Raw genomic sequence first — 25,413 nt, 5'->3', positions numbered from 1 at the left:
AAAATAAAAGATGTGCAAAAAGACAAGAAAAGGAGATAGAGAATGAAATTTATTTCGTGGAATGTAAATGGTTTGCGCGCCTGTGTGCAAAAGGGCTTTACCGAGTATTTCAGAGAAGCGGACGCTGATTTTTTTTGCCTTCAGGAAACAAAGCTTCAGGAGGGACAGATTGATTTTGCGCCGGAAGGGTATTTTTGCTACTGGAATTATGCGGTGAAAAAGGGATATTCGGGAACTGCCATTTTTACAAAAAAAGAACCTCTGCAGGTCACTTACGGAATAGGAATTGAAGAGCATGATCAGGAGGGACGCGTCATTACCCTGGAATATGAAAATTTTTATATGGTAACAGTGTACACGCCAAACTCCCAAAGCGAACTGGCAAGACTTGAGTATCGTATGAAATGGGAAGATGATTTCCGGGCATATTTAAAGAAACTGGACGAGAAAAAGCCGGTGGTTATGTGCGGAGATTTAAACGTGGCGCATCAGGAGATTGACCTGAAAAATCCAAAAACCAATCGGAAAAATGCAGGTTTTACAGACGAAGAAAGAGGAAAATTCACAGAATTTCTGGACAGTGGATTCACAGATACCTTCCGCTATTTTTATCCTGAGGAAACAGGAATTTATTCCTGGTGGTCTTACCGCTTCAAGGCAAGGGAAAAGAATGCAGGCTGGCGCATTGACTATTTCTGCATCTCCAAAAGACTGGAGGACAGGCTGCTCAGCGCGGCTATCCACACAGAGGTATTTGGTTCTGACCACTGTCCGGTAGAAGTACAGATAGGACTGGAATAAGAATATGGAAAAAGAAAAAATACGTTTAACACAATTTGCAAAAAGCGCCGGCTGTGCGGCAAAGCTCTCTCCTCAGATTCTTTCGGAGGTGGTGGGAAAACTGCCGCGGTTTTCAGATGAAAGGCTGCTGGTGGGAGTGGAAACCTCTGATGATGCGGCAGTATATCAGATAAGTGAAGATCTTGCTATGATTCAGACTCTGGACTTTTTTCCACCCATGGCAGATGATGCATATACCTTTGGACAGATTGCAGCAGCCAATGCATTAAGTGATATTTATGCCATGGGGGGAGAGCCGAAGCTGGCGTTGAATATTGTCGCTTATCCCAACTGTCTGGGTGCGGAAACCCTAGGAGAAATTCTGGCAGGCGGAGCAGATAAGGTAAAGGAGGCCGGGGCAGTTCTGGCAGGCGGACACTCCATTAATGATGAAGAACCCAAATACGGCATGGCAGTTACGGGCTTTGTACATCCGAAGAAAATCTGGAAAAACAAGGGGGCAATGCCTGGAGATGTGCTGATTCTTACCAAGCCTTTGGGAACTGGGCTTATCAATACTGCAGTGAAAGCAGAGCTGGCTTCTGAGGCTGCTGCAGAAAAAGCAGTGGAGAGTATGACCTCCTTAAATAAAGCTGCCAGAGATGTACTTGTACAGTTCCCGGTTCACTGCTGCACGGATGTGACGGGATTTTCTCTGGCAGGACATGGGTTGGAAATTGCAAAGGCAAGTGAGGCAACACTGGAAATCTGGGTAAACAGGCTTCCTGTTTTGCCGGAGGCTCTTTCCTATGCGGCCATGGGTTTGGTGCCAGAAGGAACCTATCGAAACAAACGGTATCAAAAGCCGGATATCCTTTTTGGAGAGGGTGTCTGTGAGGCTGAGGAGGATCTGATTTTTGACCCGCAGACATCAGGAGGACTGCTGATAAGTGTGGAAGAAGCCTATGCAGAAGAGATTTTAAAGGCATTAAAGCAAAGTGATATCAGGACGCCTTTTGCGGTTATCGGAAAGGTTTTGGAGAAGAAAAGCACCTATATGGAAGTGAAAAAAGCAGGGGGAAAATCATGATTTATCTGGATAATGCAGCCACAACACTTGTGAAGCCTCTGCAGGTGAAGCAGGCAGTTTTTGATGCCATGGGGAGGCTGGGAAACAGCGCCAGAGGCATGCACGGACCGGCGATGGAGGCAGCAAGAGAGTTGTATAGGGCAAGGGAAAAGGCGGCCGATTTTTTTGGAGTAGCAGATAGTTCTCAGGTAGCATTTACCGGGAATGCCACAGAGGCGCTGAATCTGGCAATTCAGGGAATTGTGAAGCCGGGTATGCATATAATTGTCACAGAGGCAGAGCACAATTCAGTACTTCGTCCTCTGTATCGAAAGGAAAAAGAAGGGGCAGAGCTGACTATTGTAAAAGCAGACAGCCAGGGAAAAATTTCCTTAAAAGAGATAGAAAAGGCCATAAGACCAAATACCTCATGGGTGTTTGTTACCCATGTTTCCAATGTGACGGGAAATCTTTTCCCTGTATCAGAACTTTGTAAATTGTGCTGGGAGAGAGACATTCGTCTGCTGGCTGATATTTCTCAGAGTGCAGGTTGTATGCCCGTAAATATGAAAGAAATGGGCGCAGATATTTTGTGTTTTACCGGACATAAGGGGCTTTTCGGCCCTCAGGGAACAGGCGGAATCTGCATAAAACCTGGACTTATACTGCCCCCTTTTAAAGTGGGAGGAAGCGGAATCCGTTCCTTTGAGAAGGAGCACCCGCAGGAAATGCCGGAGGTTCTGGAGGCTGGTACGGCAAACGGACATGGCATTGCAGGGCTGTCTGCTGCCTTTGATTTTCTGAAAGAAACAGGGATTGAGGACATTCAGAAGCATGAGGCTTTTCTTACCGGGATTTTTTACAGAGAGGTCAAAAAGATTCCGGGTGTTACCGTTTACGGAGATTTTGAAACTCCCCAAAGAGGGGCTGTGGTTTCCTTAAATATTCGGGATTATGACTCCAAGGGAATGGGAGATTTGCTCTGGCAGGAATATGAGATTGCAGTTCGTGCAGGCATACACTGTGCGCCTCTGATACATCGGGCATTGGGAACTGAAAAGCAGGGAACGCTCAGGTTTTCTTTTTCTTGGTTTAATACAGAGGAAGAGGTTTTAAAGGCAGCCTGGGCAGTGAAAAAGCTGGCATTTTAGGGAAAGGCGGAATGCAGATATGGGGACAGTGATTTTTCATGTTGATGTAAACAGTGCATTTTTATCCTGGGAGGCTGTGTACCGCCTGCGGGAGCAGCAGGGAACCGTGGATTTGCGGGAAATTCCCAGTGCAGTGGGAGGCGATAAGAGCAAACGTCGAGGAATTATTCTGGCAAAATCCCTGTCTGCAAAGGCCTTTGGCGTGCGTACCGGGGAGCCGCTTACAGACGCCTTGAGAAAATGCCCCGGACTTACAGTGGTTCCGGCGCACCATGCCATGTACCGTCAGTATTCTCAGAAATTTATGGAGATTTTAAGGGAATACAGCCCGGACGTAGAGCAGTACAGTATTGACGAAGCCTTTATGGATATGAGTGGCATGGATACCCTTATCGGAGAGCCGGTGGCTTTTGCCCATAAACTGAAAAACCGTATCAGCAGGGAACTGGGATTTACAGTAAATATTGGGATTTCCGATAAAAAATATCTGGCTAAAATGGCATCAGATTTTGAAAAACCGGACAAGGTACACACACTTTTTCAGAAGGACATTGAGAAAAAAATGTGGCCGCTTCCAGTGTCAAATCTGCTGTTTGTAGGACATGCCACAGAGCAGATATTGAAAAAACTGGGGATTTATACCATTGGAGAACTGGCAAATACAGATGTGGAAGTGCTGCGGCATCACCTGAAAAAACAGGGGGAAAGTATCTGGAATTTTGCCAATGGCAGGGATTCTTCTTTGGTGGAGAGTGAGGTACAGGAGAATAAGGGATACAGCAACAGTACCACAGTTGCCTCTGATGTTACAGAAGAAAGTACGGCAAAAATGGTGTTGCTTTCCCTTTGCGAAACCGTATCCTCCCGTCTTAGAAAGGACGGCATAAAGGCAGAGGTTGTGTCTGTTTCTATTCGGAATTTTGAGATGCAAACTGTATCCCATCAATGTGTGATGCAGGCGCCGACTAATCTTACGGAGGAGATTTACCATGCAGTCTGCCGTCTGTTTGATGAGCTTTGGGACGGTGCGCCCATACGTCTTTTAGGGGTGCATACCAGCCGGGTATCCAGAGAAGAAAAGGGCAGACAGCTCAGCCTTTTTGATACCACAGACTACGAAAAAATGGAAAAAATGGATCAGGCAGTTGACCAGATACGAAAAAAATTCGGAAGCAATGCCATTATGCGCGCTTCCTTTCTGGATAACTCCAGGGTGGAAAATATGGCAGGCGGGCATCCGGACGGGCGTCAGGTGGATTTAAAAACACTAAGAGGAAAACAGAAAAATGAGTGAAATCAGAGAAGAATTTTTCAACGGATACTGTAAAAATTATGATATGGCAAGAACTGCCATCGGAGAATTCTGTCGGGATAAAGAATGCTTTTTTTTGGACAGAATTGATTGCGATTATGGAAACTGTCCCCATGGTGAGAACTGTGAAATGATGAAGCAGGTATTTGCATTTTTGGATAGTTTAAATGAAAAATAGAGAACAGGAAGGAAAAAAGATATGCTGACAATTAGAGATATAAAAGAGGAAGACAGACAGGAATTTTTTGCCATGGCAAAGGAATTTTACGGAGGACCGGCATGTGATCACGATATACCGGAGGAACATTTTGAGAGAACTCTGCAGGAGTGTCTGCGAAGCCGGGAATACTCCAGAACCCTGATGCTGGAGGACGAAAACGGCGTGGCAGGTTATTTTCTGATAGCCATTACCTGGAGCAATGAAGCAGGCGGTATGGTAATCTGGCTGGACGAGCTGTTCTTTAAGAGCAGCTCCAGAGGAAAAGGGTATGGAACCCAGGTGTTTGCATGGGTGGAAAAGGAATATCCAGATGCAAAACGCTTCCGTCTGGAGGCTACCTACAGCAACAAGAGAGCCATTGCACTTTATGACCGTCTGGGCTATAAGGAACTGAATTATTATCAGATGATAAAAGATCGCCCTTAATGGGATACTTTTGGAGCCAGCATTTTCCGAACTTCCGGAACCGCGGTAAGCACCGGGTACAGAAGAAGTGACAGAATCAGTCCGCCGGTTCCCTGAATCAGGTTTGCGGGAACACTGGCAGCAGCGCCTGGCCCATAGAGGAGAACTTCAAAGAGGAAATATCCTCCTGCTACAAGGAGGATATCCAGAATACCTCCAACTGCAATACCTGCATAGGCATATTTGCCGGATTTGGCAATTTTTCGATATGCAAGGGCAGAAAAAGCAGCGACCAGTCCTTTTATAAGAAAGGTTACAGGTGCATAGACCAGATATCCGCCTAAAAGGTCAGACATGCAGGAACCGATTCCGGCAGCAAGGAAGCCATATACAGGGCCTAAAAGAACTCCGGAGAGAATGACAATGGCATCTCCGGGGTGAATGTATCCTCCGGTGCCAGGGGTTGGAATTCGGATAGACATGGTGGCTATGCAGCTAAGGGCAGCGAAAAGTGCGGTGAGAATCAGCTTTTTGGTGTTTGTTTTCATAATATTCTCCCTTCAAATTTGTTTTTACTACTATAATCCAAAACTGGTATTTAATAAATATCCAGTTTTGAATTAATCGACCATACCAGTTTTTGAAAAAACAAGGCTGCCGTATGAAGCGCATATCGAGAATATAAAAATATTCCTGCTCATGGCTTCATACGGCAGCCTCATCAGTTTTCAAAGCTTACTCACGGAAAACCAGAGAATCATCAGTCATGGAATCAATAATGGCAAGTGATTCCACACGAACACCTTTTTCTCTTAATAAATCTCCCCCGTGCTGAAAGCCTTTTTCAATTACAATGCCGGTTCCCTCCAAAACTGCGCCGGAGTTGCGGACGATTTCAATCAGTCCGTTTAAGGCACAGCCATTGGCAAGAAAATCGTCAATAATCAGCACATGGTCATCTGCGTTTAAGAATTTTTTGGAAAGAATAACATCATAGACCTTTTTATGTGTAAAGGATTCAATTTTTGTACAGTACATTTCGCCGTCCAGATTCAGGCTCTGTGATTTTTTTGCAAAAACAACAGGCACGTTAAAGTACTGAGCCGCGATACAGGCAATACCAATACCGGAAGCCTCAATGGTGAGAATTTTGGTAATCGGCGCGTCTGCATAAATCCGCTTAAATTCCTTTCCAATTTCGTTAATAAGGGGAATATCCATTTGATGATTGAGAAAGCTGTCTACTTTCAAAACATTCCCCGGTTTTACAATCCCGTCTTTTAAAATGCGTTCCTTTAAAAGCTGCATTTGCGATTCCTCCTGTATTTTCGATAAATAACATAATACGATATATTTCGCGCAATGGCAATTTCTTTTTCACTTTTTTTACAAAAAGAGGGGGAAAGTGTGGTAGAATGGTTACATTATACATTACATGACAAAGCAGGAGGAGCAGGAAATGCAGGAATATGAGGTGATTCGGGAGATCTTTAATCTTTGTCCCGGAAATCAGATGCGAGATATTTTTATAGAAGAAATTGAGCTTCCAGAACAGGCGGATTTGGAAGCTTATGTAAAAGAAAAGTTTAAAAATGAAGCAGAACTTAAAATCGAAAGAACAGATAAGGAGGACGGCAGCGTGGTTTTTGACGTTATGACCGCAGCCATTCACCAGAGGTATACCTTTTCCCGTTTTTAAGGGTTTTAAACATTGCTTTTTCAGGAAGGTCTGATATAATGAGAAGAGTGCGAGAAAGGAGGAACAGGGATATGGAAAAACATCAGGAGCATACCCATGTACTGGAAGACGGGACTGTAGTCAGCCACAGCCACGGACATACCCATAGTCATACGCATACAAAAGCAGTGTTAAACCGTCTTTCCCGCGCAATCGGCCATTTGGAATCTATTCGCCGTATGGTGGAGGAAGGCAGGGACTGCAGCGAGGTGCTGATACAGCTTTCTGCCGTAAAGTCAGCCATTAACAATACCGGAAAAGTGATTCTTCAGGACCATATTGAACACTGTATCGTAGATGCCATTGAGCATGGAGATACAGAGGCTCTGGAGGAATTAAACAAAGCCATTGACCGTTTTATGAAATAAATTTTCATAGAAAATACAGAAAAGAAACCAGGAGGAACAGTCATGAGTGAAGAAAAAAGACAGTGTGACAGCAAGACCTGCAGCAAAGAAAGCTGTGCTGGCTGCAGCAGCGCCAAAGGAGGCGGTATCCCCAAAGAAACACTGAATGAACATTCTAAAATTAAGAAGGTTATCGGTGTAGTCAGCGGAAAGGGCGGCGTGGGAAAATCCTTTGTCACAGCATCTCTTGCCAATGAAATGGCATATCAGGGATATAAGGTGGGAATTATGGACGCAGATATTACAGGTCCTTCTATTCCCAGAATGTATGGCTTAAAGGGATCTGCCGTTGCAGATGAGAAGGGAATTTATCCTATGGAAACAGGAAATGACATTAAGGTTATGTCCATCAACCTCCTGCTTCCCCAGGAAGATGCACCGGTTATCTGGAGAGGACCGATTCTTGCCAACATGGTAAAGCAGTTCTGGACAGACGTGGTATGGGGCGAACTGGATTATCTGTTTGTAGATATGCCGCCGGGAACAGGAGATGTACCTCTGACCGTGTTCCAGTCCCTTCCTATTGACGGAATTGTGATTGTATCCTCCCCTCAGGATTTGGTACAGATGATTGTAAAAAAAGCCTATAATATGGCAAAAATGATGAATGTGCCTGTGTTTGGACTGGTAGAAAACTACAGTTTTGTGAAATGCCCGGACTGCGGAAAAGCCATCTATGTATTTGGCGAGAGCAAGGTAGAGGCAGCGGCAGCAGAGGTGCAGGTTCCGGTTATCGGTAAAATGCCATTAGACCCGGATATGGCAGCAGCCGTAGATGCAGGTCAGTTTGCAGGTGTGGTAAATACTTATCTGGCTGATGCAGGAAAATATCTTCCACAGGTATAATTCCATATAAAAATAGAGAAAAATTGAAGAAAAAGCTGTCAAAAAGAATCGGTTTCCACATAAGGAACCGGTTCTTTTTTTGAAACAGACAAAAAAATGGGGGATTTTTCATGAAAAGCAAAAGAAAGTATGTTAAGAAAATGTAAACACTTACAAAAAACAAGTAAAAACTGGTAGTACCAGATAAGGTCGTATTTTGTTGACAAATGACGGATTGGGTGTGATAATACCACTAATGCAGAAAGAGGAATGCTGCAGACCAAATGATTTTTCCGAATCTTATGATAGAAAGGACGATGATTTTATGGTAGAGCGCAAGATTAAACTGACTGCAAAAGAAGATGTAAAGGAATTTGTCAACGAGGCCAGCAAGTGTGACTTTGATATTGACATTTTCTATAACAGAGTGATTATTGATGCAAAGTCAATATTAGGTGTGCTGAGTATGGATTTAACAAGAATTCTTACCGTGAGATGCAATGGACATGATGAAAAATTCAACAGCTACCTGGATAAGTTTGCAGTTGCATAAAATCTCATAATGAGTATTGGAGCCGGGTACGCAGATACATTTGCAGCGTATTGGCAAAGGCCGCTTCTCCTTTTGGAGGAGCGGTTTTTTGACGTGTGGAAATTCAGGTGCTATAATAAAAATTATGATGAACAGAGAAAAAAGAAACAATTAAAATTTCAGTCCGAAATCTGGTGGAATTTATTCTGCGAAGCGGAAATCTGGATAATCGGAGAAGCTTTCAGGCAGACAAGGACGCCATGGCAAAGGGCAGTAAAATACACCGGAAAATCCAGAAACAGATGGGAACTTTCTACAGGGCAGAGGTTCCTTTAAAATGGGAGCAGGAATATCCGGAGTTTTGTATCCTGGTGGAAGGTCGGGCAGATGGAATTATAGAAGAGAAAGAACGTACTGCCATAGATGAAATCAAAGGCGTGTATATGGATTTATATTTCCTGGAAGAGCCTGTTTTGGTACACAAGGCACAGGCTATGTGCTATGCCTATTTTTATGCGAGTCAGAAGCAGCTTGAGGAAATTGAGGTGCAGATGACCTACTGCCAGCTGGAAACAGAAGAAATCAAACGGTTTCAGGAAACCTTTACAAAAAGCTATCTGAAAAAATGGTTTGAGGACCTGATAAAATGAATATTATAAATGGGCAGAATTTCAGTATCAGAGGCGCATTGCCAGAAGGGCTTCCATGGAAGGCCTGGAGTTTCCTTATGCTTACAGGGAAGGTCAGAGAGCGCTGGTTTTGGGGGTTTACCATACCATGACAGCCGGACGGCAGCTTTTCATACAGGCGCCTACAGGCATCGGAAAAACCATGGCAGCCGTGTTTCCCTCTGTCCGGGCAGTGGGAGCGGGATTTGGAGATAAGATATTTTATCTGACAGCAAAAACCATTACCAGAACCGTGGCAGAGGAAGCCTTTGAAATTTTAAAGAAAAGAGGACTTTCCTACAAGACCCTTACCATTACGGCAAAGGAAAAACTGTGTCTGAGCGGAGACGGAGAATGTAATCCTGAGAAATGTCCGGTGGCAAAGGGGCATTTTGACCGCGTCAATGACGCAGTATTTGAAATTCTGCAGGAAAAAGACACTTATCTCAGAGAAGACCTGCTTTTGCAGGCAGCAAAGCACAGCGTATGCCCCTATGAAATGTGTCTGGATATTTCCACCTGGGTAGACGCCATTGTCTGCGATTATAATTATGTATTTGACCCAAAGGTACATTTAAAGCGGTTTTTCGGAGATGGGGTAAAAGGAGATTATCTTTTCCTCATAGACGAAGCTCACAATCTGGTGGACAGAGGCCGGAAAATGTACAGCGCCACGCTTTGCAAAGAAGATTTCCTGGAAACGGCAAAAGCAGTAAAAGGGCACAGTGTAAAACTTTTCCGCGTTTTGAACCGGTGCAATAAGCTGATGCTGGAATATAAGCGGGAATGTGAAACGTATCAGGTGCTGGAAAATATCGGAGGGCTGTCCTTACAGCTTATGAATCTTCTGGGGGAAATGGAGCATTTTCTGGAATTGGAACATGAGGAAAAGGTGCAAAAACCAGTCCTGGAATTTTCTTTTGAGGTGCGCCATTTTTTGAATATGTATGAACTTACAGATGAGAATTATGTGATCTATACCCATTTCGGGGAAGAGGGAAGATTTTTGCTGACGCTGTTTTGTGTCAATCCGGGCAGGAATCTGCAGGAATGCATGAACAAGGGGAGAGGCACTGTGTTTTTTTCGGGAACTTTTCTGCCTCTTCCCTATTACCGTTCCCTGTTCAGCACCAGGGACGATGACTATGCCATCTGTGCCGGTTCGCCTTTCCCAAGGGAACATCTGAAAATACTGGTGGCAAGAGATGTGAGCAGCAAGTATACCAGAAGAGATATAACAGAATATGCACGTATGGCAGAGTATATTCTGCATATGGTTTCCGGGAAAAAGGGAAATTATATGGTATTTTTCCCATCCTACCGTATGTTGGAGGATATTTATGAAGCTTTTACAGAACGGACAGAGGGGACAGGGACTTCGATTACCTGCATCTGTCAGACAGCGGGCATGACGGAGCAGGAGAGAGAAGAATTTCTGGCATGTTTTGACCAGGAACAAGACACCACCCTGGTCGGCTTCTGTGTTATGGGCGGTATTTTTTCAGAGGGTATTGACCTTACAGGAGAGAAACTGATTGGTGCAGCGATTATCGGTACCGGTCTTCCTCAGATAGGTGATGAGAGAGAAATTTTGAAGAATTATTATGATAACAAGGGACAGGCAGGCTTTGATTATGCCTATCGGTATCCGGGTATGAACAAGGTGTTGCAGGCAGCCGGAAGGGTAATCCGAACCAAGGAGGACAGAGGAGTGGTATTGCTTTTAGACGAGAGGTTTCTTCAGAGAGCCTACAGGGAACTGTTTCCTCTGGAATGGCAGGACTATGAGATATGTACAGTACAGGACGCAGGAGAGCGGATAAAAAGATTCTGGGGAAATTCCTGAAATGCTTGCTCTTTTAAAAGGGGAGGCTTATAATGAGAAAAAATAGAAACCAGGAAGCGAGGATATAAAAAATGAAAGTAATCAGTACAGAAAAAGCACCGGCGGCAATCGGTCCGTACTCACAGGCAATGACCGTAAGCAGTATGATTTTTACCTCCGGACAGATTCCCTTAAATCCCCGGACAGGAGAAATTGTGGGGGAAACTATAGCAGAACAGGCAGAGCAGGTAATGAAAAACCTGGGCGAGGTTTTAAAGGCAGCGGGAAGCAGCTATGAAAAAGCAGTGAAAACAACCTGTTTTCTGGCAGATATGGGAGATTTTGCTGCCTTTAATGAGGTTTACGGAAAGTATTTTACAGGAAAACCGGCACGTTCCTGCGTGGCAGTGAAAACACTTCCAAAGAATGTGCTGTGTGAGGTGGAGGTTATTGCTGAAGCTTAAGTAAGGAGGGGAATGATTTATGAAATACAGAAAAATACTTCTGATTGCTTCCGCACTGGTGCTTTTGGGAACAGCAGGGTGTGGGAAAAAGGAAGAAGCATCTAAGGAAGAACTCAAAAGTACGGTTCAGGAAGAGGTGCAGGATAAAGAATCACAGCCTGTCGAGGGGGAAGCAGTGAAGCAGGAGGAAGTTCCGGCAAATCAGAATCTCCTTACCGGGCTGGGAGATTTGTCTGAAGGAGCCATTGGCAAGCGACCGGTGGCAGTTATGGTAAATAATGTGCAAAAAGCTATGCCGCAGTACGGTGTGGGGCAGGCTGATGTGATTTTTGAGATTCCCGTAGAAGGAGATGCTACCAGATTTATGGCTATGTATGGGGATTACACAAAGGTGCCAAAGGTTTGTCCTATCCGAAGCTGCCGCTATTATTTCCCGGCGCTGTCCCAGGGCTTTGATGCTTTCTATGTAAACTGGGGAATAGATGATACCATAGCCGAGTATCTGCAAGCTCTGAACATGGATCAGATTGAGGGAATTACCAATACCGGAGGCATGTTCGGAAGGGATCAGGATAAGTTAAATCAGGGATACTCCTTAGAACATACCGGATATTTTGACGGAACCATGCTGCCCGCTTATCTGGAGGCAAATCAGATACGTACAGATTTAAAAGAGGACAAAAAGGGAACCGCGTTTCAGTTTTATGGTATGGATGAACAGGTAAAGCCGGAAGGAAAAGACTGCACAAGCGTAGATATTCAGTTTGGCGCACAGTCTTCCCAGTTCACCTATGATACAGAGAAAATGGTGTATGCAAAGCAGATAAACAATACTCCACAGACAGATGGAAAGACAGGGGAACAGTTGACATTTACCAATGTGTTTGTGCTGGAAACAGATATCTCTGTCCGCGATGAAGTCGGACATAAAAAACTGGACTGGGACGGTTCTGAAAATTCCAGGGGATATTATATCTCCAATGGAGGCGTACAGGAAATCCACTGGGCAAAATCACCAAATGATGAAACCTCTTATCTGGCTTTTTATGATAAGTCCGGTAAGGAAATCAAAATAAACAGGGGAAAGACCTACATTGCCCTGAATTACAGGGACAAAGTCACATTTAAGTAGACAGACGAGAATGAAAGAGGAGGACATCCAATGAGCGAGTATCAGATTACCTGCTGTTCCACAGCAGATATGCCGGCACAGTATTTTGAAGAGAAAAAGATCCCTTTTGTATGTTTTAATTTTTTAATGGACGGCGTACAGTATCCAGATGACTTGGGGAAATCCATGCCTTTTGAAGAATTTTACAAAAAGATTGCAGAGGGTGCGGAGCCAACTACTGCACAGGTGAATACACAGCAGTATATGGAGCTTTTTGAGCCTGTTTTAAAAGAGGGAAAGGATATTCTGCATCTTACGCTGTCCAGCGGTATTTCCGGCAGTATTAATTCTGCTAATATTGCAAAAGCACAGTTAGAGGAAGCGTATCCTGAAAGAAAAGTTATCATTGTGGATTCTCTGGCAGCTTCTTCCGGATTTGGTATGCTGGTGGATATGGCGCTTACCAGGCAGCAGGAAGGACTTAGTCTGGAAGAGAATGCAGCGTGGCTGGAAGCAAACAGAACCAGGCTGCACCACTGGTTTTTCTCTACGGATTTAACCAGCTTTATCCGGGGCGGAAGGATTTCAAAGGTATCCGGTTTTGTGGGACAGGCGTTAAATATCTGCCCTCTGATGAATGTAAACTCTGAAGGGAAGCTGATTCCCAGAAATAAATACAGGGGAAAGAAACAGGTTATCCGGGAAATGGTAAAACGCATGGAAGAGCATGCACAGGGAGGCACGGATTACAGCGGAAAATGCTTTATGTCCTGTTCTGCCTGCGAGGAAGACGCCCGCAAGGTAGCGGATTTAATAGAAGAAAAAATTCCCGAAGCTGGACGGAAAGGTAAGGATAAACAGTATAGGAACAGTCATAGGTTCCCATACAGGACCGGGAACCGTGGCGCTGTTCTTCTGGGGAGACGAGAGAACCCTTTAAATGAAAAAGAAATTCCCAAAAATACTTGCACCTTGTCTGAAAGTGTGATAGATTTCTGAGAGTGGTTAAAACTGTTGTTTTAACAGAAACCAGAAGAAATACAGGAAGAAAGGTAGAAAAATGATTAAACAAATACTGCAGGGTATGGTAGTGGGAATTGCAAATATTATTCCCGGAGTCAGCGGCGGAACCATGATGGTTGCTATGGGTTTATACGACAGGCTGATTCATGCCATTACACATTTAAAGAGTGAGTTTAAAGAAAGCATGAAACTGTTGATTCCGATTTTCGCCGGAGCGGGAATTGCCATTGTTGCTTTATCAAGACTGTTTGAGTTTTTGCTGGCAGTGTATCCCATTCCTACGAATTTTGCCTTTTGCGGGCTGATTGCGGGAAGTCTTCCCTTTATCTTTAAAAAAGTAAAAGGGCATAAGGTAACCGTAGGGAAACTGATTCCCTTTTTGATTTTCTTCGGTGTGGTTATTTTTAATGGCGCTTTTGGGAGAAACAGGTGGAAACAGTGCAGACGTCAGCTTTGGTCTTGTGAATGTGATAAAGCTGTTTAGCGTTGGAATTATTGCCGCGGCTACTATGGTTGTGCCGGGAGTCAGCGGTTCCATGATGCTGATGCTGCTTGGATATTATGATACCATCTTAAAGGCAATCAATGATTTTGTTGATGCGTTGGTAAAGTTTGACATGGGCGGACTTGCAACAGGCGTTGGTATCCTGGCGCCGTTTGGTATCGGTGTGGTAATCGGTATCTTTTTAATCGCAAAGCTCATTGAATTTATTTTTTCAAAGGCAGAGATTCATGCATACTATGGAATTATCGGATTGATTCTGGCTTCCCCTATCGCAATTTTAATGAAGACAGACTGGAGCGGAATTTCCGTTTTGACCGTGGGAATCGGAGTTCTTACCTTTGTATTGGGCTGGTTTACAGCAAGCAAGTTAGGTGGAGAATAGAAAAGAAAAAAAGAAGTGTATACAAAAGGCATCATTCTGAATTTATTTTTTAGAATGATGCCTTTTTAATGTATTTCCGTATCCATTGGAATGTACCTCGCAATTTTTGATTTTGGTAGTTGTTTACGTTTCTGGTGGTCTGTACCTTCCTTTCTTTTGTATTATGAGTAAAGGTTTAAGCTTTTGGTGGAATCAATCCTTTCTTTTTATAAGTTCTTTTGATTTATTTGATAATTGAATTATAGCAGTGAAAATAGGATTTGTCAATATAAAATTTGAAAAAAAGTAAAAAAATATTTTTAAGACAGTTATAAATGAGAAAAATATATAAAATTCAGAAAATTAAGACAATTTAAAAGTGGAAAAAACGGAAAAACAGTGCTATAATGCAGAGAAGAAAAGGAAATGGTGAAGAATTATGAAAATTACAAAAGCAGAAACAGAAGATTTCCGGGAGATTATGGAAATTTACGGCAGAGCCAGAAAGTTTATGTGCGAGAATGGAAATCCAAGGCAATGGAAAGAAGGATACCCCTCAGAAGCGCTGGTGAAACAGGATTTGGACAGGGAAGAGCTATATGTATGCCGGGAAGGGCAGGAACTTTTGGGTGTTTTTATGTTTTCCGAAAATCCGGATCCCTGCTATGAGATTATTGAGCAGGGAAGCTGGAAAAATGAAAATCCTTATGGAGTGATGCACCGCATGGCGTCTTCCGGAAAAAGGAAAGGCGTGGCTTCCTTTTGTCTGGACTGGTGCTTTTCACAGTGCGGCAATGTAAGGGGAGATACTCATACAGATAATTTTGTAATGCAGAGGGTATTTGAAAAAAACGGATTTGAAAAATGCGGAATCATTTATGTAGAAGACGGTTCTCCAAGAATTGCATATCAAAGAAAGGGAGAGGTGCAGACAGATGAATGAGTTACAGAGAAATGACCCCTGCTGGTGCGGCAGTGGAAAAAAATACAAGAAGTGTCATTATGCGTTTGATGAAAGGCTGAAGCTGTATGAGTCACAGGGTATACTGGTTCCCTCTCATGAAATTTTGAAGACTCCGGCACAGATTGAGAAAATCAGAGAAAGTGCAAAAATAAATATTTCCATTCTGGATTATATAGGAGAGCATATAAAAGCCGGAATCAGTACCCAGGAGATTGACTGGTGGGTAGCAGACCTTACGAAAAAAGCCGGGGCAGTGGCAGCGCCTTTAAACTACGGGGGGTTTCCTAAAAGCGTGTGTACTTCCATAAATGAGCAGGTTTGTCATGGGATACCTTCCGAAGAAATTGTGTTAAAGGACGGGGATATTATCAATGTTGACGTATCCACAATTTTAGATGGTTATTATTCAGATTCCTCCCGTATGTTCTGTATTGGAGAGGTAAGCAGAGAAAAGAAACGGCTGGTGGAAGTGGCAAAGGAATGTGTGGAAAAGGGACTGGCACAGGTAAAACCCTGGGGATATCTGGGGGATATGAGCCAGGCTGTGTATGAGCATGCTCACGCAAACGGTTATTCTGTGGTGAGGGAAATCGGCGGACATGGCGTTGGGCTGGAGTTCCATGAGGATCCCTGGGTAGGGTATATCCAGAGAGCAGGGACCGGTATGCTTCTGGTGCCGGGTATGATTTTTACCATTGAGCCAATGATTAATATGGGAAGCTATGAAATCTACACAGATGAGGAAGATGACTGGACCGTATACACAGAGGACGGTCTGCCCTCTGCTCAGTGGGAGATTATGGTGCTGGTAACAGAGGACGGCAGCGAAGTGCTTTGTTATTAAGATGAGAGAATTGGAAGTAAAGATCGATAAGAACCTGGAGGGAAAAACGCTGGAAAAAATCCTGAGGGAAAATCTGGGACTTACCAAAAAGGAAATCAGCCGGGCGAAATTTCAGCCACAGGGAATTCGGGTGAATGGAGAAAAACAGCGCATCACTTACCGGCCCTTAGCGGGACAGGTGTTAAGGGTATGCACAGAGGAGCAGAATAAGGAAAAAAGCCGGGTAATGGCCTGTGAGGGAGAGCTTCAGATTCTGTATGAGGACAGGGATTTGCTGGTTCTGGAAAAGCAGGGAGGAACGCCCTGTCACCCCGGACGGGGACATTTTGAAGATTCTCTGGGAAACCGGGCAGCCGCGTATCTGAAGGAACAGGGAGAGGATGGAGTTGTGCGGGCAGTGGGAAGGCTGGATAAGGATACCTCCGGGGTTATGGTGTATGCCAAAAGCCGAATTGCAGCCGCCAGGCTTTCCGCACAAAAGCAAACCGGGGAATTTCAGAAGGTGTATTTTGCCCTTGTAAAGGGAGAAATGAAGGAGAAAGAAGGAAAGATTACCTGTCCCATTGCTCCCATACCCGGAGAAAAATTGAAAATGCAGGTGCAGGAGGGCGGAAAATCTTCCTGTACCCAGTATGAGGTGCTGGAAAAAAGAAAAAGCTATACTTTCGTGAAATGCCGGATTTCCACAGGAAGAACCCATCAGATACGGGTGCATATGGCATGGCTTGGCTATCCTCTTTTGGGAGATGTGCTTTACGGGGACGGACAAAAATCCCCTGTTTGAGGGGTTGGCGCTCTATGCCGCAGAGGCAGAGTTTTCTCAGCCTTTTACAAAAGAAAGAATTTGTGTTTGGGGAAAATATGCGGCAGCGTATGCCTGTGTAGGATCGGACTGGAAATAAGAAAAAGGGTAGTGTCAACTGAGTTATGAAAAACTGAGCGATAAGAAAAAGGCTCAGATGAACCTTGAAAATTGCAGATATGTTAGTTTGAGGTAAGTTTACGCCACCCTTGACAGCACGCAAAAGAACTGCTGTAGATAAATCACCGACGGCGAAGAACTCAAGAACAGTTAGAACTTCTTCCGTCGAATACAGCAGTGTAGCAGTTCTTTTGCGTGCCATCAAGGGCAAGCCGAAAGCGTTGCTTTCGATGGCTGGATATATTACCTCAGGCTCGGAATCTAAGAACAATTAGAACTTTCAGTTTGAAGGTTTAAGATGGTCTGTTGTCCTAAGAAAAATGAGCAGTTGCCATTTACCTGGCATATTATCAGCGCCATTTAGCATATCAGCTTTGTTGAGTACCTGATAATGATTGTGCTTGTGTGGGCGCAGAAAATTATAGTAAGCAACCCATAAGGCTAAATCGTAATTGGCACCTTCATAATTATCAAAACCATTGGTAGTTCGGTAGGAAACTTTGTAGGTGCGATTGAGACGTTCGATCATCTGTTTATAAGGACGAAATTCTTTTGAAACTTCGTCATCATTGGTTAAACCGATAACCTGTGTGATGGTAAATTTAAAATCATCTTTAAATTTTTTAGCAAACTCCATGGCAGCTAGTGGATATGCACTATATCCATCTGCAATGAATTTAAATTTTTTCGGTAGTTCTGTGAGATGTCGAAAAGCCATTCTCATTGCAAGGATACAGGGACCGACACTTCGGTTGTCTGAGACCTGGTATCCGATGATAGAACGACTTGCAGCATCCATGATAAACCAGATATAAGCTTTGATTCCTCTTACTTTGATATAGGTTTCATCAGCGGTAAAAACATCTCCTGTTTTATAGTCATAATGATCAACAAAGGGCTTAATGCAAACAGCCGCAGTTTTGCAATAGTTAGCAATCTGCTGATGGGAGATGCTGATGTTGTAAAGGTCTTTTAGTGCTTGGGATGTTTTTCTTAGAGATAATCCAAGGTTGATATGTAGGGTCAGGCAAAGAGACATGACGTGTGCGTTGTGTTTGGAAAATTTTAAGGATGAAGCATTCTTAGGTAGTGAATTTAAATCCATGGTAAAGAAATCTACAGTGAATTCACGGTAGATGTAATGGAGTTTATATTTATTTTTGCCATAGTCCTCTTTTAGATCCTTCTTCTCAACTTTTTTGAGATTGTGCAGATAATAAGGACATTTCGGATTTACACATTTATGTATACGAAAGAACTTGCGATCTTTTTTAGCTACAAGGGTCTTACCACAGTGAGGGCAGATGAAACGAACAGGTGCAGAAGCTACTTCACCTGAGATGAAAGTCTGACCACAAACTTTACACTGGTATTGTCCGTTTCCACCATTGTTGTCATAGATGAAATGGTGTGGAGCACCGCATAAGGGGCAGATGGTATCTTCAGGAATGGATTTTCCATTGCGTCGTTGCACTGGTTTGAGTGATTTGTGATACTTCCATGTATAGTATTCTAGAAGGAATTGCCAGTCCTGTTTGACAAAGGTTTTAATGACCGGAAGTTCATCAACTTTGAATTTTTGATATTTGGGAGAATGAGAATCATCGAAAGCCCACTGTTTAAGAGGGATATATCTGCAGATAAAATTTAAAAGCCAGCAGATTTGTTGGTGTTGGTATTGAATAAAAGAAAGTAAGTATTGTATAATGTCCATGAGCATTGGCTCCTTTCGGGGGATGTTGGTTTGGCGATTGACATTATACCAAAAAAGGGAGGTCAATGCTCTTTTTATTGCAGATTTCCCTAAAAATCAAGGTTTTTTAATAGATTTAAACAATAAAAAATGGGTAGTTTTTGACACTACCAGAAAAAGAAAAGAGGACATGTTTATGAAAAAGGTATGTGTATTTACAGCAGATGGATTTGAGGAAATTGAAGGTCTGACCGTAGTAGACCTTTTAAGAAGAGCTGGTATTCAGGTTATTATGGTTTCCGTAAGCGATACAAAAACAGTCATTGGCTCTCATAATATTATGCTTCAGGCAGATGCGCTGTTTGAAGAGGTGGATTATAAAGAGGTGGATATGCTGGTGCTTCCGGGAGGTATGCCGGGAACCCTTCACCTGGGAGAGCATGAAGGATTATGCAGCCTGATAAAAGAGTTCGCCGGGGAAGGGAAAAAGGTGGCGGCCATTTGTGCAGCACCCAGTGTTTTAGGAGATCTGGGGCTTTTAAAGGGCAAAAAGGCAGTTTGCTATCCGGGATTTGAAGACAGACTGACAGGCGCACAAGTGGAACACATAGAAGTGGTGGCAGACGGCAATCTTACCACAAGCAGGGGACTTGGAACTGCGATTCCCTTTGCTTTGGAGCTGATTTCCCAGCTTTTTGGCCGGGAAAAAGCCTGTGAAATTCAAAAATCCATTGTTTTCAGAGCAAATTTATAAAAATTTCGTGAAAACCCGGCAGAAATCCGGTTATACGAAAAAAAATACTGGCGTTTTCCAAACCCTTGTGCTATACTGTGTTAATGACTGTAAGTATGAAAAAAGCGCTGTTTTCTGCCTTTTTGGCAGGACAGATGCATATAGAAATTCAAGGAGGAATTCATAACAATGAGTGTACAGGTAGAAAACTTAGAAAAAAACATGGCAAAACTGACAATTGAAGTTGCCGCAGAAGATTTTGAAAAAGCAGTACAGGCTGCATACATGAAAAACAGAAACAAAATCACAATCCCGGGCTTCCGTAAAGGAAAAGCTCCTCGCGTGATGATTGAAAAAATGTACGGCGCAGGTATCTTCTTTGAAGATGCAGCAAACGCTCTGATTCAGGCCGAATATCCGAAGGCAGCAGATGAAAGCGGTTTGGAAATCGTTTCTCAGCCGGAAATCGACGTTGTACAGATTGAAAAAGGAAAATCATTTATCTTCACAGCAGAAGTAGCGGTAAAACCGGAAGTAACCTTAGGGGAATACAAAGGACTGGAAGTAGAAGTTTCTCCTGTAGAAGTAACAGAAGAAGAAATCGCCGGTGAACTGAAAAAAGAACAGGAAAACAACTCCAGAACTATTGATGTAGATGACAGAGCTGTTGCACAGGGCGATATGGTAACTCTGGATTTTGAAGGCTTTGTTGACGGTGTTGCTTTTGAAGGCGGAAAGGGTACAGACTATCCTCTGACTATTGGTTCAAACTCTTTCATTCCGGGATTTGAAGATCAGTTAGTAGGCGCTGAATTAAATGTAGAAAAAGAAGTAAACGTTACTTTCCCTGAAAACTACCATGCAAATGATTTAGCTGGCAAACCGGCTGTATTCAAATGCACAGTAAAAGCTATTAAAGTAAAAGAACTTCCAGAATTAGATGATGAATTTGCAAAAGACGTTTCTGAATTCGATACATTAGAAGAATACAAGGCAGATATTGCGAAAAACTTAAAAGAACGCAAAGAAGCTGTTGCAAAACGCGAAACAGAAGACAAAGCAGTAGATGCTGTTATCGAAAATGCACAGATGGATATCCCGGAAGCAATGATTCAGAACCAGATTCAGCAGTTAATGCAGGATTTCATCAGAAGAATGCAGGCACAGGGCTTATCTATTGACCAGTACTATCAGTTTACAGGACTGGACAATGCGAAAATCCAGGAACAGATGCGTCCTCAGGCATTAAAGAGAATCCAGAGCCGTCTGGTATTAGAAAAAATTGCAGAAGTAGAAAACATTCAGATTTCCGATGAGAAATTTGAAGAAGAATTAAAATCCATGGCTGAAATGTACAAAATGGAAGTAGAAAAATTAAAAGAAATCATGGGTGACTACGAGAAAGAACAGATTAAGAAAGATATGGCTGTTCAGGAAGCGGTTACTTTAGTTGCAGAATCAGCTAAGGTTGTAGAAAAGAAAGAAGAAGCAGCAGAATAAGAAATGCTGTGTTTGACAGAATAGGAGGAGTTTCATGAGTTTAGTACCTTACGTCATTGAACAGACAAGCCGCGGTGAAAGAAACTACGACATCTATTCCAGATTGTTAAAAGACAGAATTATTTTCCTTGGAGAAGAAGTGACGGATGTGTCAGCTAACCTGATTGCAGCACAGCTTCTTTTCCTGGAATCAGAAGATCCGGGAAAGGATATTCATTTGTATATCAACAGCCCGGGCGGTTCCGTTACAGCAGGTATGGTGATTTATGACACCATGCAGTACATCAAATGTGATGTATCTACCATCTGTATGGGCCTTGCTGCCAGCATGGGGGCATTCCTTCTTGCAGGCGGTGCAAAGGGCAAGAGAATGGCTCTACCCAATGCAGAGATTATGATCCACCAGCCTTCCGGCGGTGCAAAGGGTCAGGCAACTGAAATCGACATTGTGGCGCAGCAGATTCTGAAAACCAGAACCAGATTAAATACAATTCTGGCGCAGAACACAGGTCAGACCCTGGAAACGATTGCCAGAGATACAGAAAGGGATAATTATATGACAGCCCAGGAGGCAATGGCATATGGATTAATTGACTCTGTAATCGAACATAGATAACGACAGAAGAAAAGACTCCTGCAGAATTTTGCGGGAGTCTTTCGGCTTTAAAAGAAGAAAGACAGAAACAGAAAGGAAAAAAATATGGCAATGAAAGGAAATGATACAAGAATCAGATGTTCCTTTTGCGGAAAGACAGAAGACCAGGTAAATAAACTGATTGCAGGTCCAAACAACAATTATATCTGTGATTCCTGCGTTGCAATCTGTTCAGAAATCATCGAAGAGGAGATGAACAGAGAGTATGCAGATGTGGCGGATGGAGAGATTAATCTGTTGAAGCCTCAGGAAATCAAAGCATTTTTGGACGAATATGTCATTGGTCAGGACGAAGCAAAAAAGGTGCTTTCTGTAGCAGTTTATAATCACTACAAAAGAGTGCTGGCAGGCGGCGGTACAGATGTGGAGTTGCAGAAAAGCAATATTCTCATGCTGGGTCCTACAGGCTCCGGTAAAACTCTGCTGGCGCAGACGCTGGCAAGACTTTTGAATGTTCCTTTTGCCATTGCGGACGCTACCACACTGACAGAAGCCGGATATGTAGGCGAGGATGTGGAAAATATTCTGCTGAAAATCATTCAGGCAGCAGATTATGATATTGAGCGGGCGCAGTACGGCATTATTTATGTGGATGAAATTGATAAAATCACCAGAAAATCCGAAAATGCATCAATTACCAGAGATGTATCCGGAGAAGGGGTACAGCAGGCGCTTTTGAAAATTGTAGAGGGTACTGTGGCAAGCGTACCTCCTCAGGGAGGCAGAAAACATCCACAGCAGGAGTTTATTCAGATTGATACCAGCAATATTCTCTTTATCTGCGGCGGCGCTTTTGAAGGTCTGGATAAAATTATTGAAACCAGAAAGGATACAAAATCCATTGGCTTTAATGCAGAGATTAAAACACCGGGCAAGCACAATGTAGGGGAACTGTTAAAAGAGGTGATGCCTCAGGATTTGGTAAAATTCGGATTGATTCCGGAGTTTGTGGGACGTGTGCCGGTTGTGGTATCTTTAGATGCATTGGATAAGGAAGCGCTGATGAAGATTCTCATAGAGCCGAAAAACTCTCTGGTACGTCAATATCAGACCCTGTTTAACCTGGACGGCATTCAGCTGGATTTTGAAGAGGAAGCTCTGGAAGCCATTGCAGATAAATCCATGGAAAGAAAGACAGGCGCCAGAGGTCTGCGCGCCATTATGGAAAATTCCATGATGGATTTAATGTACAAGGCGCCTTCTGATGAGAGCATTGTGGGCTGTACCATTACAAAGGAACTGGTGGAAGGTACAGGAGAAGCAAAGCTTGAACACAGAGAATTGCCTGCAGCGGCCAGAAGAGGCAAGAGCGGCAGCCGCAAGAAAAAAGAATCACCGGAAATTGCATAGAGAAACCGTACAGAAGTAAGGAGGTGCGAGCATGAGCGACATCATACAGCATTTACCGGCAATCGCCCTTAGAGGTACTACTATTCTTCCCGATATGATTGTGCATTTTGATGTAAGCCGGGAAAAATCCATAAAAGCCATTGAAAAGGCAATGGTGCAGGACCAGAAGGTTTTTCTTATTACCCAGAAGGACCCGGAAACAGAAGAGCCGGCACAGGAAGATTTATATAGAATTGGTACCATAGCAGAAATCAAGCAGCTTGTAAAAACCAAAAAGAATCTGATTCAGGTGCTGGTGGAAGGAGAGAAAAGAGGAGAACTTTTAAGATTTGATGAGAATTCTCTGTATCTGGAAGCTGAAGTTGCTCTTTTTGAGGAAGAGGAAGAAGAGCCAGAGGGCAATGTAAAGGAAGCCATGCTGCGGGGTATCAAAGAGCTTTTTGTCCGCTATTGTAATGAAAATCCAAAGCTTAGCAAGGATTTGGCAGGACAGATTCTGGAACTCGAAGAGGTGCAGAAGGTTATTGATCAGATTGCCATAAATCTTCCTATGAAATATGAGGATAAACAGAGAATCCTGGAGGCTGTAAGCCTGGAAGAGCGTTATGAGGTGCTGGGTAGTATTCTCTGCAATGAAATCGAAATCATGCAGATTCGCATGGATTTAAATTCCAAGGTCAAGGAACGGGTGGACAAAAACCAGAGAGATTATATTTTAAGAGAGCAGTTAAAGGTTATCCGGGAGGAACTGGGAGATCAGGACACCTTATCAGAAGCAGACCAGTTTAAAGAGCAGGTGGCAAAATTAAAGGCGTCCAAAGAAGTCAAAGAAAAAATCAACCGGGAAATCGAACGGTTTAAAAATGCGGCAGGCATGCAGGCAGAGGCAGGGGTCATCAGAAGTTATATTGAAACTCTTCTTTCCCTGCCCTGGGACAAGGTATCCAGAGATAACCGAAACCTGAAAAAGGCGCAAAAGATTCTGGAAGAGGACCATTATGGACTGGAAAAGGTCAAAGAGCGTATTATGGAATTTCTGGCAGTGCGGACGCTGACAAAGAAGGGAGAAAGCCCCATTCTCTGTCTGGCAGGACCGCCGGGAACCGGAAAGACTTCCATTGCCCGTTCTGTGGCAAGGGCGTTGGATAAGGAATATGTCCGTATGTCCCTTGGCGGCGTCCGGGACGAGGCAGAAATCCGCGGTCACAGAAGAACCTATATCGGCGCCATGCCGGGCAGGATTGCCAATGGCCTCATACAGGCAGGAGTCAAAAATCCCCTGATGCTGCTGGACGAAATCGACAAGGTGAGCAGTGATTATAAGGGCGATACTTCTTCCGCTCTTTTGGAAGTTCTGGACAGCGAGCAGAACAAAAAATTCAGGGATCATTATGTGGAGATTCCACTGGATTTGTCGGAAGTTTTGTTTATTGCCACAGCAAACGATTTGCAGACCATTCCACGTCCTCTTTTGGACCGTATGGAAATTATTGAGATCAGCAGCTATACCCAGAATGAAAAAGAGCATATTGCAAAAGAACACCTGATTCCAAAGCAGATGAAGGCTCATGGCATAAAGGAAGGCCAGCTTACGATTTCTGATGAAGCATTAAAAGAAATCATTGCTGGCTATACAAAGGAAGCCGGTGTGCGTGGTCTGGAGAGAAAGCTGGGAGAAATCTGCAGAAAGACGGCCAGAAGAATTCTGGAGGATAAGGAAGAAACTGTTTGTGTGGACAAGGAAAATCTGGAGAGTTTTCTGGGAAGAGCCAGATACACCTATCAGATGAAAAATAAGACCGATGAGGTAGGCATTGTCCGGGGGCTGGCATGGACCAGTGTGGGCGGCGATACCTTGCAGATAGAGGTAAATCTCATGCCCGGAAAAGGGGAATTTTTGCTTACCGGACAACTGGGTGATGTGATGAAGGAATCTGCCCAGACAGGTATCAGTTATATTCGCTCCGTGGCAGGAGAATACGGCATTAAGCCGGAGTTTTTCCAGAAGCATGATTTACATATTCATATACCGGAAGGGGCAGTGCCAAAGGACGGACCGTCTGCCGGTATTACCATGGCGACTGCCATGCTGTCTGCGATTACCAATACCCCGGTAAAAGCAAATGTGGCAATGACAGGAGAGATTACCCTGAGAGGCAGGGTGCTTCCTATCGGAGGATTGAAAGAAAAGCTCCTGGCAGCCAAAAACGCAGGTATGAAAAAGGTATTGATTCCCTTTGAAAACCAGGCAGATGTGGAAGAACTGGACGAGGAAATTACAGGAGGCATGAAAATTGTGCCTGTAAAGACCATGAAAGAAGTTCTGAAACATGCTCTGGCATAAATAGAAAATTTG

Annotated in this window: 22 protein-coding genes and 4 pseudogenes; 23 read left to right on the top strand and 3 right to left on the bottom strand. The window is 43.6% G+C overall.

Going from position 1 to position 25,413, the window contains the following annotated elements; genetic code table 11:
- Positions 1–42 precede the first annotated feature (42 nt).
- The 6 genes from xth to DQQ01_RS11755 are packed head-to-tail and all read left to right on the top strand — an operon-like array spanning position 43 to position 4,958.
- Positions 43–801, top strand: coding sequence for an exodeoxyribonuclease III (gene xth / locus DQQ01_RS11780; RefSeq protein WP_111920199.1), 759 nt, complete (start codon positions 43–45; stop codon positions 799–801).
- A 4-nt stretch (positions 802–805) separates the two neighbouring features.
- Positions 806–1,870, top strand: coding sequence for a selenide, water dikinase SelD (selD, locus tag DQQ01_RS11775; protein WP_111920198.1), 1,065 nt, complete (start codon positions 806–808; stop codon positions 1,868–1,870).
- Positions 1,867–3,000 (top strand): aminotransferase class V-fold PLP-dependent enzyme, encoded by a 1,134-nt coding sequence (locus tag DQQ01_RS11770; protein ID WP_111920197.1) that lies wholly within the window; start codon positions 1,867–1,869, stop codon positions 2,998–3,000. Before selD ends, DQQ01_RS11770 begins: the two co-directional genes overlap by 4 nt.
- Positions 3,001–3,019: 19 nt before the next feature.
- Positions 3,020–4,294 (top strand): DNA polymerase Y family protein, encoded by a 1,275-nt coding sequence (locus tag DQQ01_RS11765; protein WP_111920196.1) that lies wholly within the window; start codon positions 3,020–3,022, stop codon positions 4,292–4,294.
- Positions 4,287–4,490 carry a ubiquinone biosynthesis protein UbiE gene (locus DQQ01_RS11760; RefSeq protein ID WP_111920195.1) on the top strand — a complete coding sequence of 68 codons (204 nt, stop codon included), beginning with the start codon at positions 4,287–4,289 and terminating at the stop codon, positions 4,488–4,490. The genes DQQ01_RS11765 and DQQ01_RS11760 overlap by 8 nt, the downstream gene beginning before the upstream one ends.
- 21 nt (positions 4,491–4,511) lie before the next feature.
- Positions 4,512–4,958, top strand: a complete 447-nt coding sequence (locus DQQ01_RS11755; RefSeq protein ID WP_111920194.1) for a GNAT family N-acetyltransferase — start codon at positions 4,512–4,514, stop codon at positions 4,956–4,958.
- Here the strand turns inward: DQQ01_RS11755 and DQQ01_RS11750 are convergent.
- Positions 4,955–5,485, bottom strand: a complete 531-nt coding sequence (locus tag DQQ01_RS11750) for an ECF transporter S component (RefSeq protein ID WP_111920193.1) — start codon at positions 5,483–5,485, stop codon at positions 4,955–4,957. The genes DQQ01_RS11755 and DQQ01_RS11750 overlap by 4 nt on opposite strands.
- Before the next feature lie 187 nt (positions 5,486–5,672).
- The gene (locus DQQ01_RS11745) at positions 5,673–6,245 is read right to left on the bottom strand and encodes a xanthine phosphoribosyltransferase (protein ID WP_111920192.1); all 573 of its coding nucleotides are present in this window, start codon (positions 6,243–6,245) and stop codon (positions 5,673–5,675) included.
- A 151-nt stretch (positions 6,246–6,396) separates the two neighbouring features.
- Here DQQ01_RS11745 and DQQ01_RS11740 point away from each other — a divergent pair, with 151 nt between their 5' ends.
- The 12 genes and pseudogenes from DQQ01_RS11740 (at position 6,397) to DQQ01_RS11685 (ending at position 16,988) form a co-directional block, all read left to right on the top strand.
- Complete coding sequence (locus DQQ01_RS11740) at positions 6,397–6,636, top strand: hypothetical protein (RefSeq protein WP_111920925.1); 240 nt, start codon at positions 6,397–6,399, stop codon at positions 6,634–6,636.
- A gap of 71 nt (positions 6,637–6,707) precedes the next feature.
- Positions 6,708–7,043 carry a metal-sensing transcriptional repressor gene (locus DQQ01_RS11735; RefSeq protein WP_111920191.1) on the top strand — a complete coding sequence of 112 codons (336 nt, stop codon included), beginning with the start codon at positions 6,708–6,710 and terminating at the stop codon, positions 7,041–7,043.
- A gap of 42 nt (positions 7,044–7,085) precedes the next feature.
- Entirely contained in the window at positions 7,086–7,928 is an 843-nt protein-coding gene (locus DQQ01_RS11730; RefSeq protein ID WP_111920190.1) for an Mrp/NBP35 family ATP-binding protein, read from the top strand.
- Between the two features lie 304 nt (positions 7,929–8,232).
- Positions 8,233–8,460: an HPr family phosphocarrier protein gene (locus DQQ01_RS11725; RefSeq protein WP_111920924.1), complete on the top strand. Its 228-nt coding sequence runs from the start codon at positions 8,233–8,235 to the stop codon at positions 8,458–8,460.
- A gap of 149 nt (positions 8,461–8,609) precedes the next feature.
- Positions 8,610–10,953, top strand: a pseudogene (locus DQQ01_RS11720) (ATP-dependent DNA helicase).
- Between the two features lie 71 nt (positions 10,954–11,024).
- Positions 11,025–11,396 carry a RidA family protein gene (locus tag DQQ01_RS11715; RefSeq protein ID WP_111920189.1) on the top strand — a complete coding sequence of 124 codons (372 nt, stop codon included), beginning with the start codon at positions 11,025–11,027 and terminating at the stop codon, positions 11,394–11,396.
- A 19-nt stretch (positions 11,397–11,415) separates the two neighbouring features.
- Entirely contained in the window at positions 11,416–12,528 is a 1,113-nt protein-coding gene (locus DQQ01_RS11710; protein WP_111920188.1) for a DUF3048 domain-containing protein, read from the top strand.
- A 30-nt stretch (positions 12,529–12,558) separates the two neighbouring features.
- A pseudogene (locus tag DQQ01_RS11705) lies at positions 12,559–13,447 on the top strand (DegV family protein).
- A 120-nt stretch (positions 13,448–13,567) separates the two neighbouring features.
- A pseudogene (locus tag DQQ01_RS18220) lies at positions 13,568–14,417 on the top strand (DUF368 domain-containing protein).
- Positions 14,418–14,835: 418 nt separating this feature from the next.
- Positions 14,836–15,339, top strand: a complete 504-nt coding sequence (locus DQQ01_RS11695; protein WP_111920187.1) for a GNAT family N-acetyltransferase — start codon at positions 14,836–14,838, stop codon at positions 15,337–15,339.
- Positions 15,332–16,204 carry a methionyl aminopeptidase gene (locus tag DQQ01_RS11690; RefSeq protein WP_111920186.1) on the top strand — a complete coding sequence of 291 codons (873 nt, stop codon included), beginning with the start codon at positions 15,332–15,334 and terminating at the stop codon, positions 16,202–16,204. The genes DQQ01_RS11695 and DQQ01_RS11690 overlap by 8 nt, the downstream gene beginning before the upstream one ends.
- Before the next feature lie 10 nt (positions 16,205–16,214).
- Complete coding sequence (locus tag DQQ01_RS11685) at positions 16,215–16,988, top strand: RluA family pseudouridine synthase (protein WP_162624306.1); 774 nt, start codon at positions 16,215–16,217, stop codon at positions 16,986–16,988.
- 399 nt (positions 16,989–17,387) lie between these two features.
- Here the strand turns inward: DQQ01_RS11685 and DQQ01_RS11680 are convergent.
- Positions 17,388–18,840: pseudogene (locus DQQ01_RS11680) on the bottom strand (IS66 family transposase).
- Between the two features lie 175 nt (positions 18,841–19,015).
- On the opposite strand from DQQ01_RS11680, the gene DQQ01_RS11675 reads away from it, so the two are divergent.
- The 5 genes from DQQ01_RS11675 to lon all read left to right on the top strand — a co-directional run bounded on the left by DQQ01_RS11675 (position 19,016) and on the right by lon (position 25,401).
- Entirely contained in the window at positions 19,016–19,573 is a 558-nt protein-coding gene (locus DQQ01_RS11675) for a DJ-1 family glyoxalase III (protein WP_111920923.1), read from the top strand.
- Between the two features lie 168 nt (positions 19,574–19,741).
- Entirely contained in the window at positions 19,742–21,052 is a 1,311-nt protein-coding gene (gene tig / locus DQQ01_RS11670) for a trigger factor (protein ID WP_111920184.1), read from the top strand.
- A gap of 34 nt (positions 21,053–21,086) precedes the next feature.
- Complete coding sequence (gene clpP, locus DQQ01_RS11665) at positions 21,087–21,668, top strand: ATP-dependent Clp endopeptidase proteolytic subunit ClpP (RefSeq protein WP_111920183.1); 582 nt, start codon at positions 21,087–21,089, stop codon at positions 21,666–21,668.
- An 84-nt stretch (positions 21,669–21,752) separates the two neighbouring features.
- Positions 21,753–23,057 (top strand): ATP-dependent Clp protease ATP-binding subunit ClpX, encoded by a 1,305-nt coding sequence (gene clpX / locus DQQ01_RS11660; RefSeq protein WP_111920182.1) that lies wholly within the window; start codon positions 21,753–21,755, stop codon positions 23,055–23,057.
- Positions 23,058–23,088: 31 nt separating this feature from the next.
- Positions 23,089–25,401, top strand: coding sequence for an endopeptidase La (gene lon / locus DQQ01_RS11655; protein ID WP_111920181.1), 2,313 nt, complete (start codon positions 23,089–23,091; stop codon positions 25,399–25,401).
- Positions 25,402–25,413 lie beyond the last annotated feature (12 nt).

Source organism: Blautia argi (assembly GCF_003287895.1).
Taxonomy (GTDB): Bacteria; Bacillota; Clostridia; order Lachnospirales; family Lachnospiraceae; genus Blautia; species Blautia argi.
Note: the sequence above shows the minus strand (reverse complement) of the source record. Positions and strands in the feature narration are given on the sequence as shown.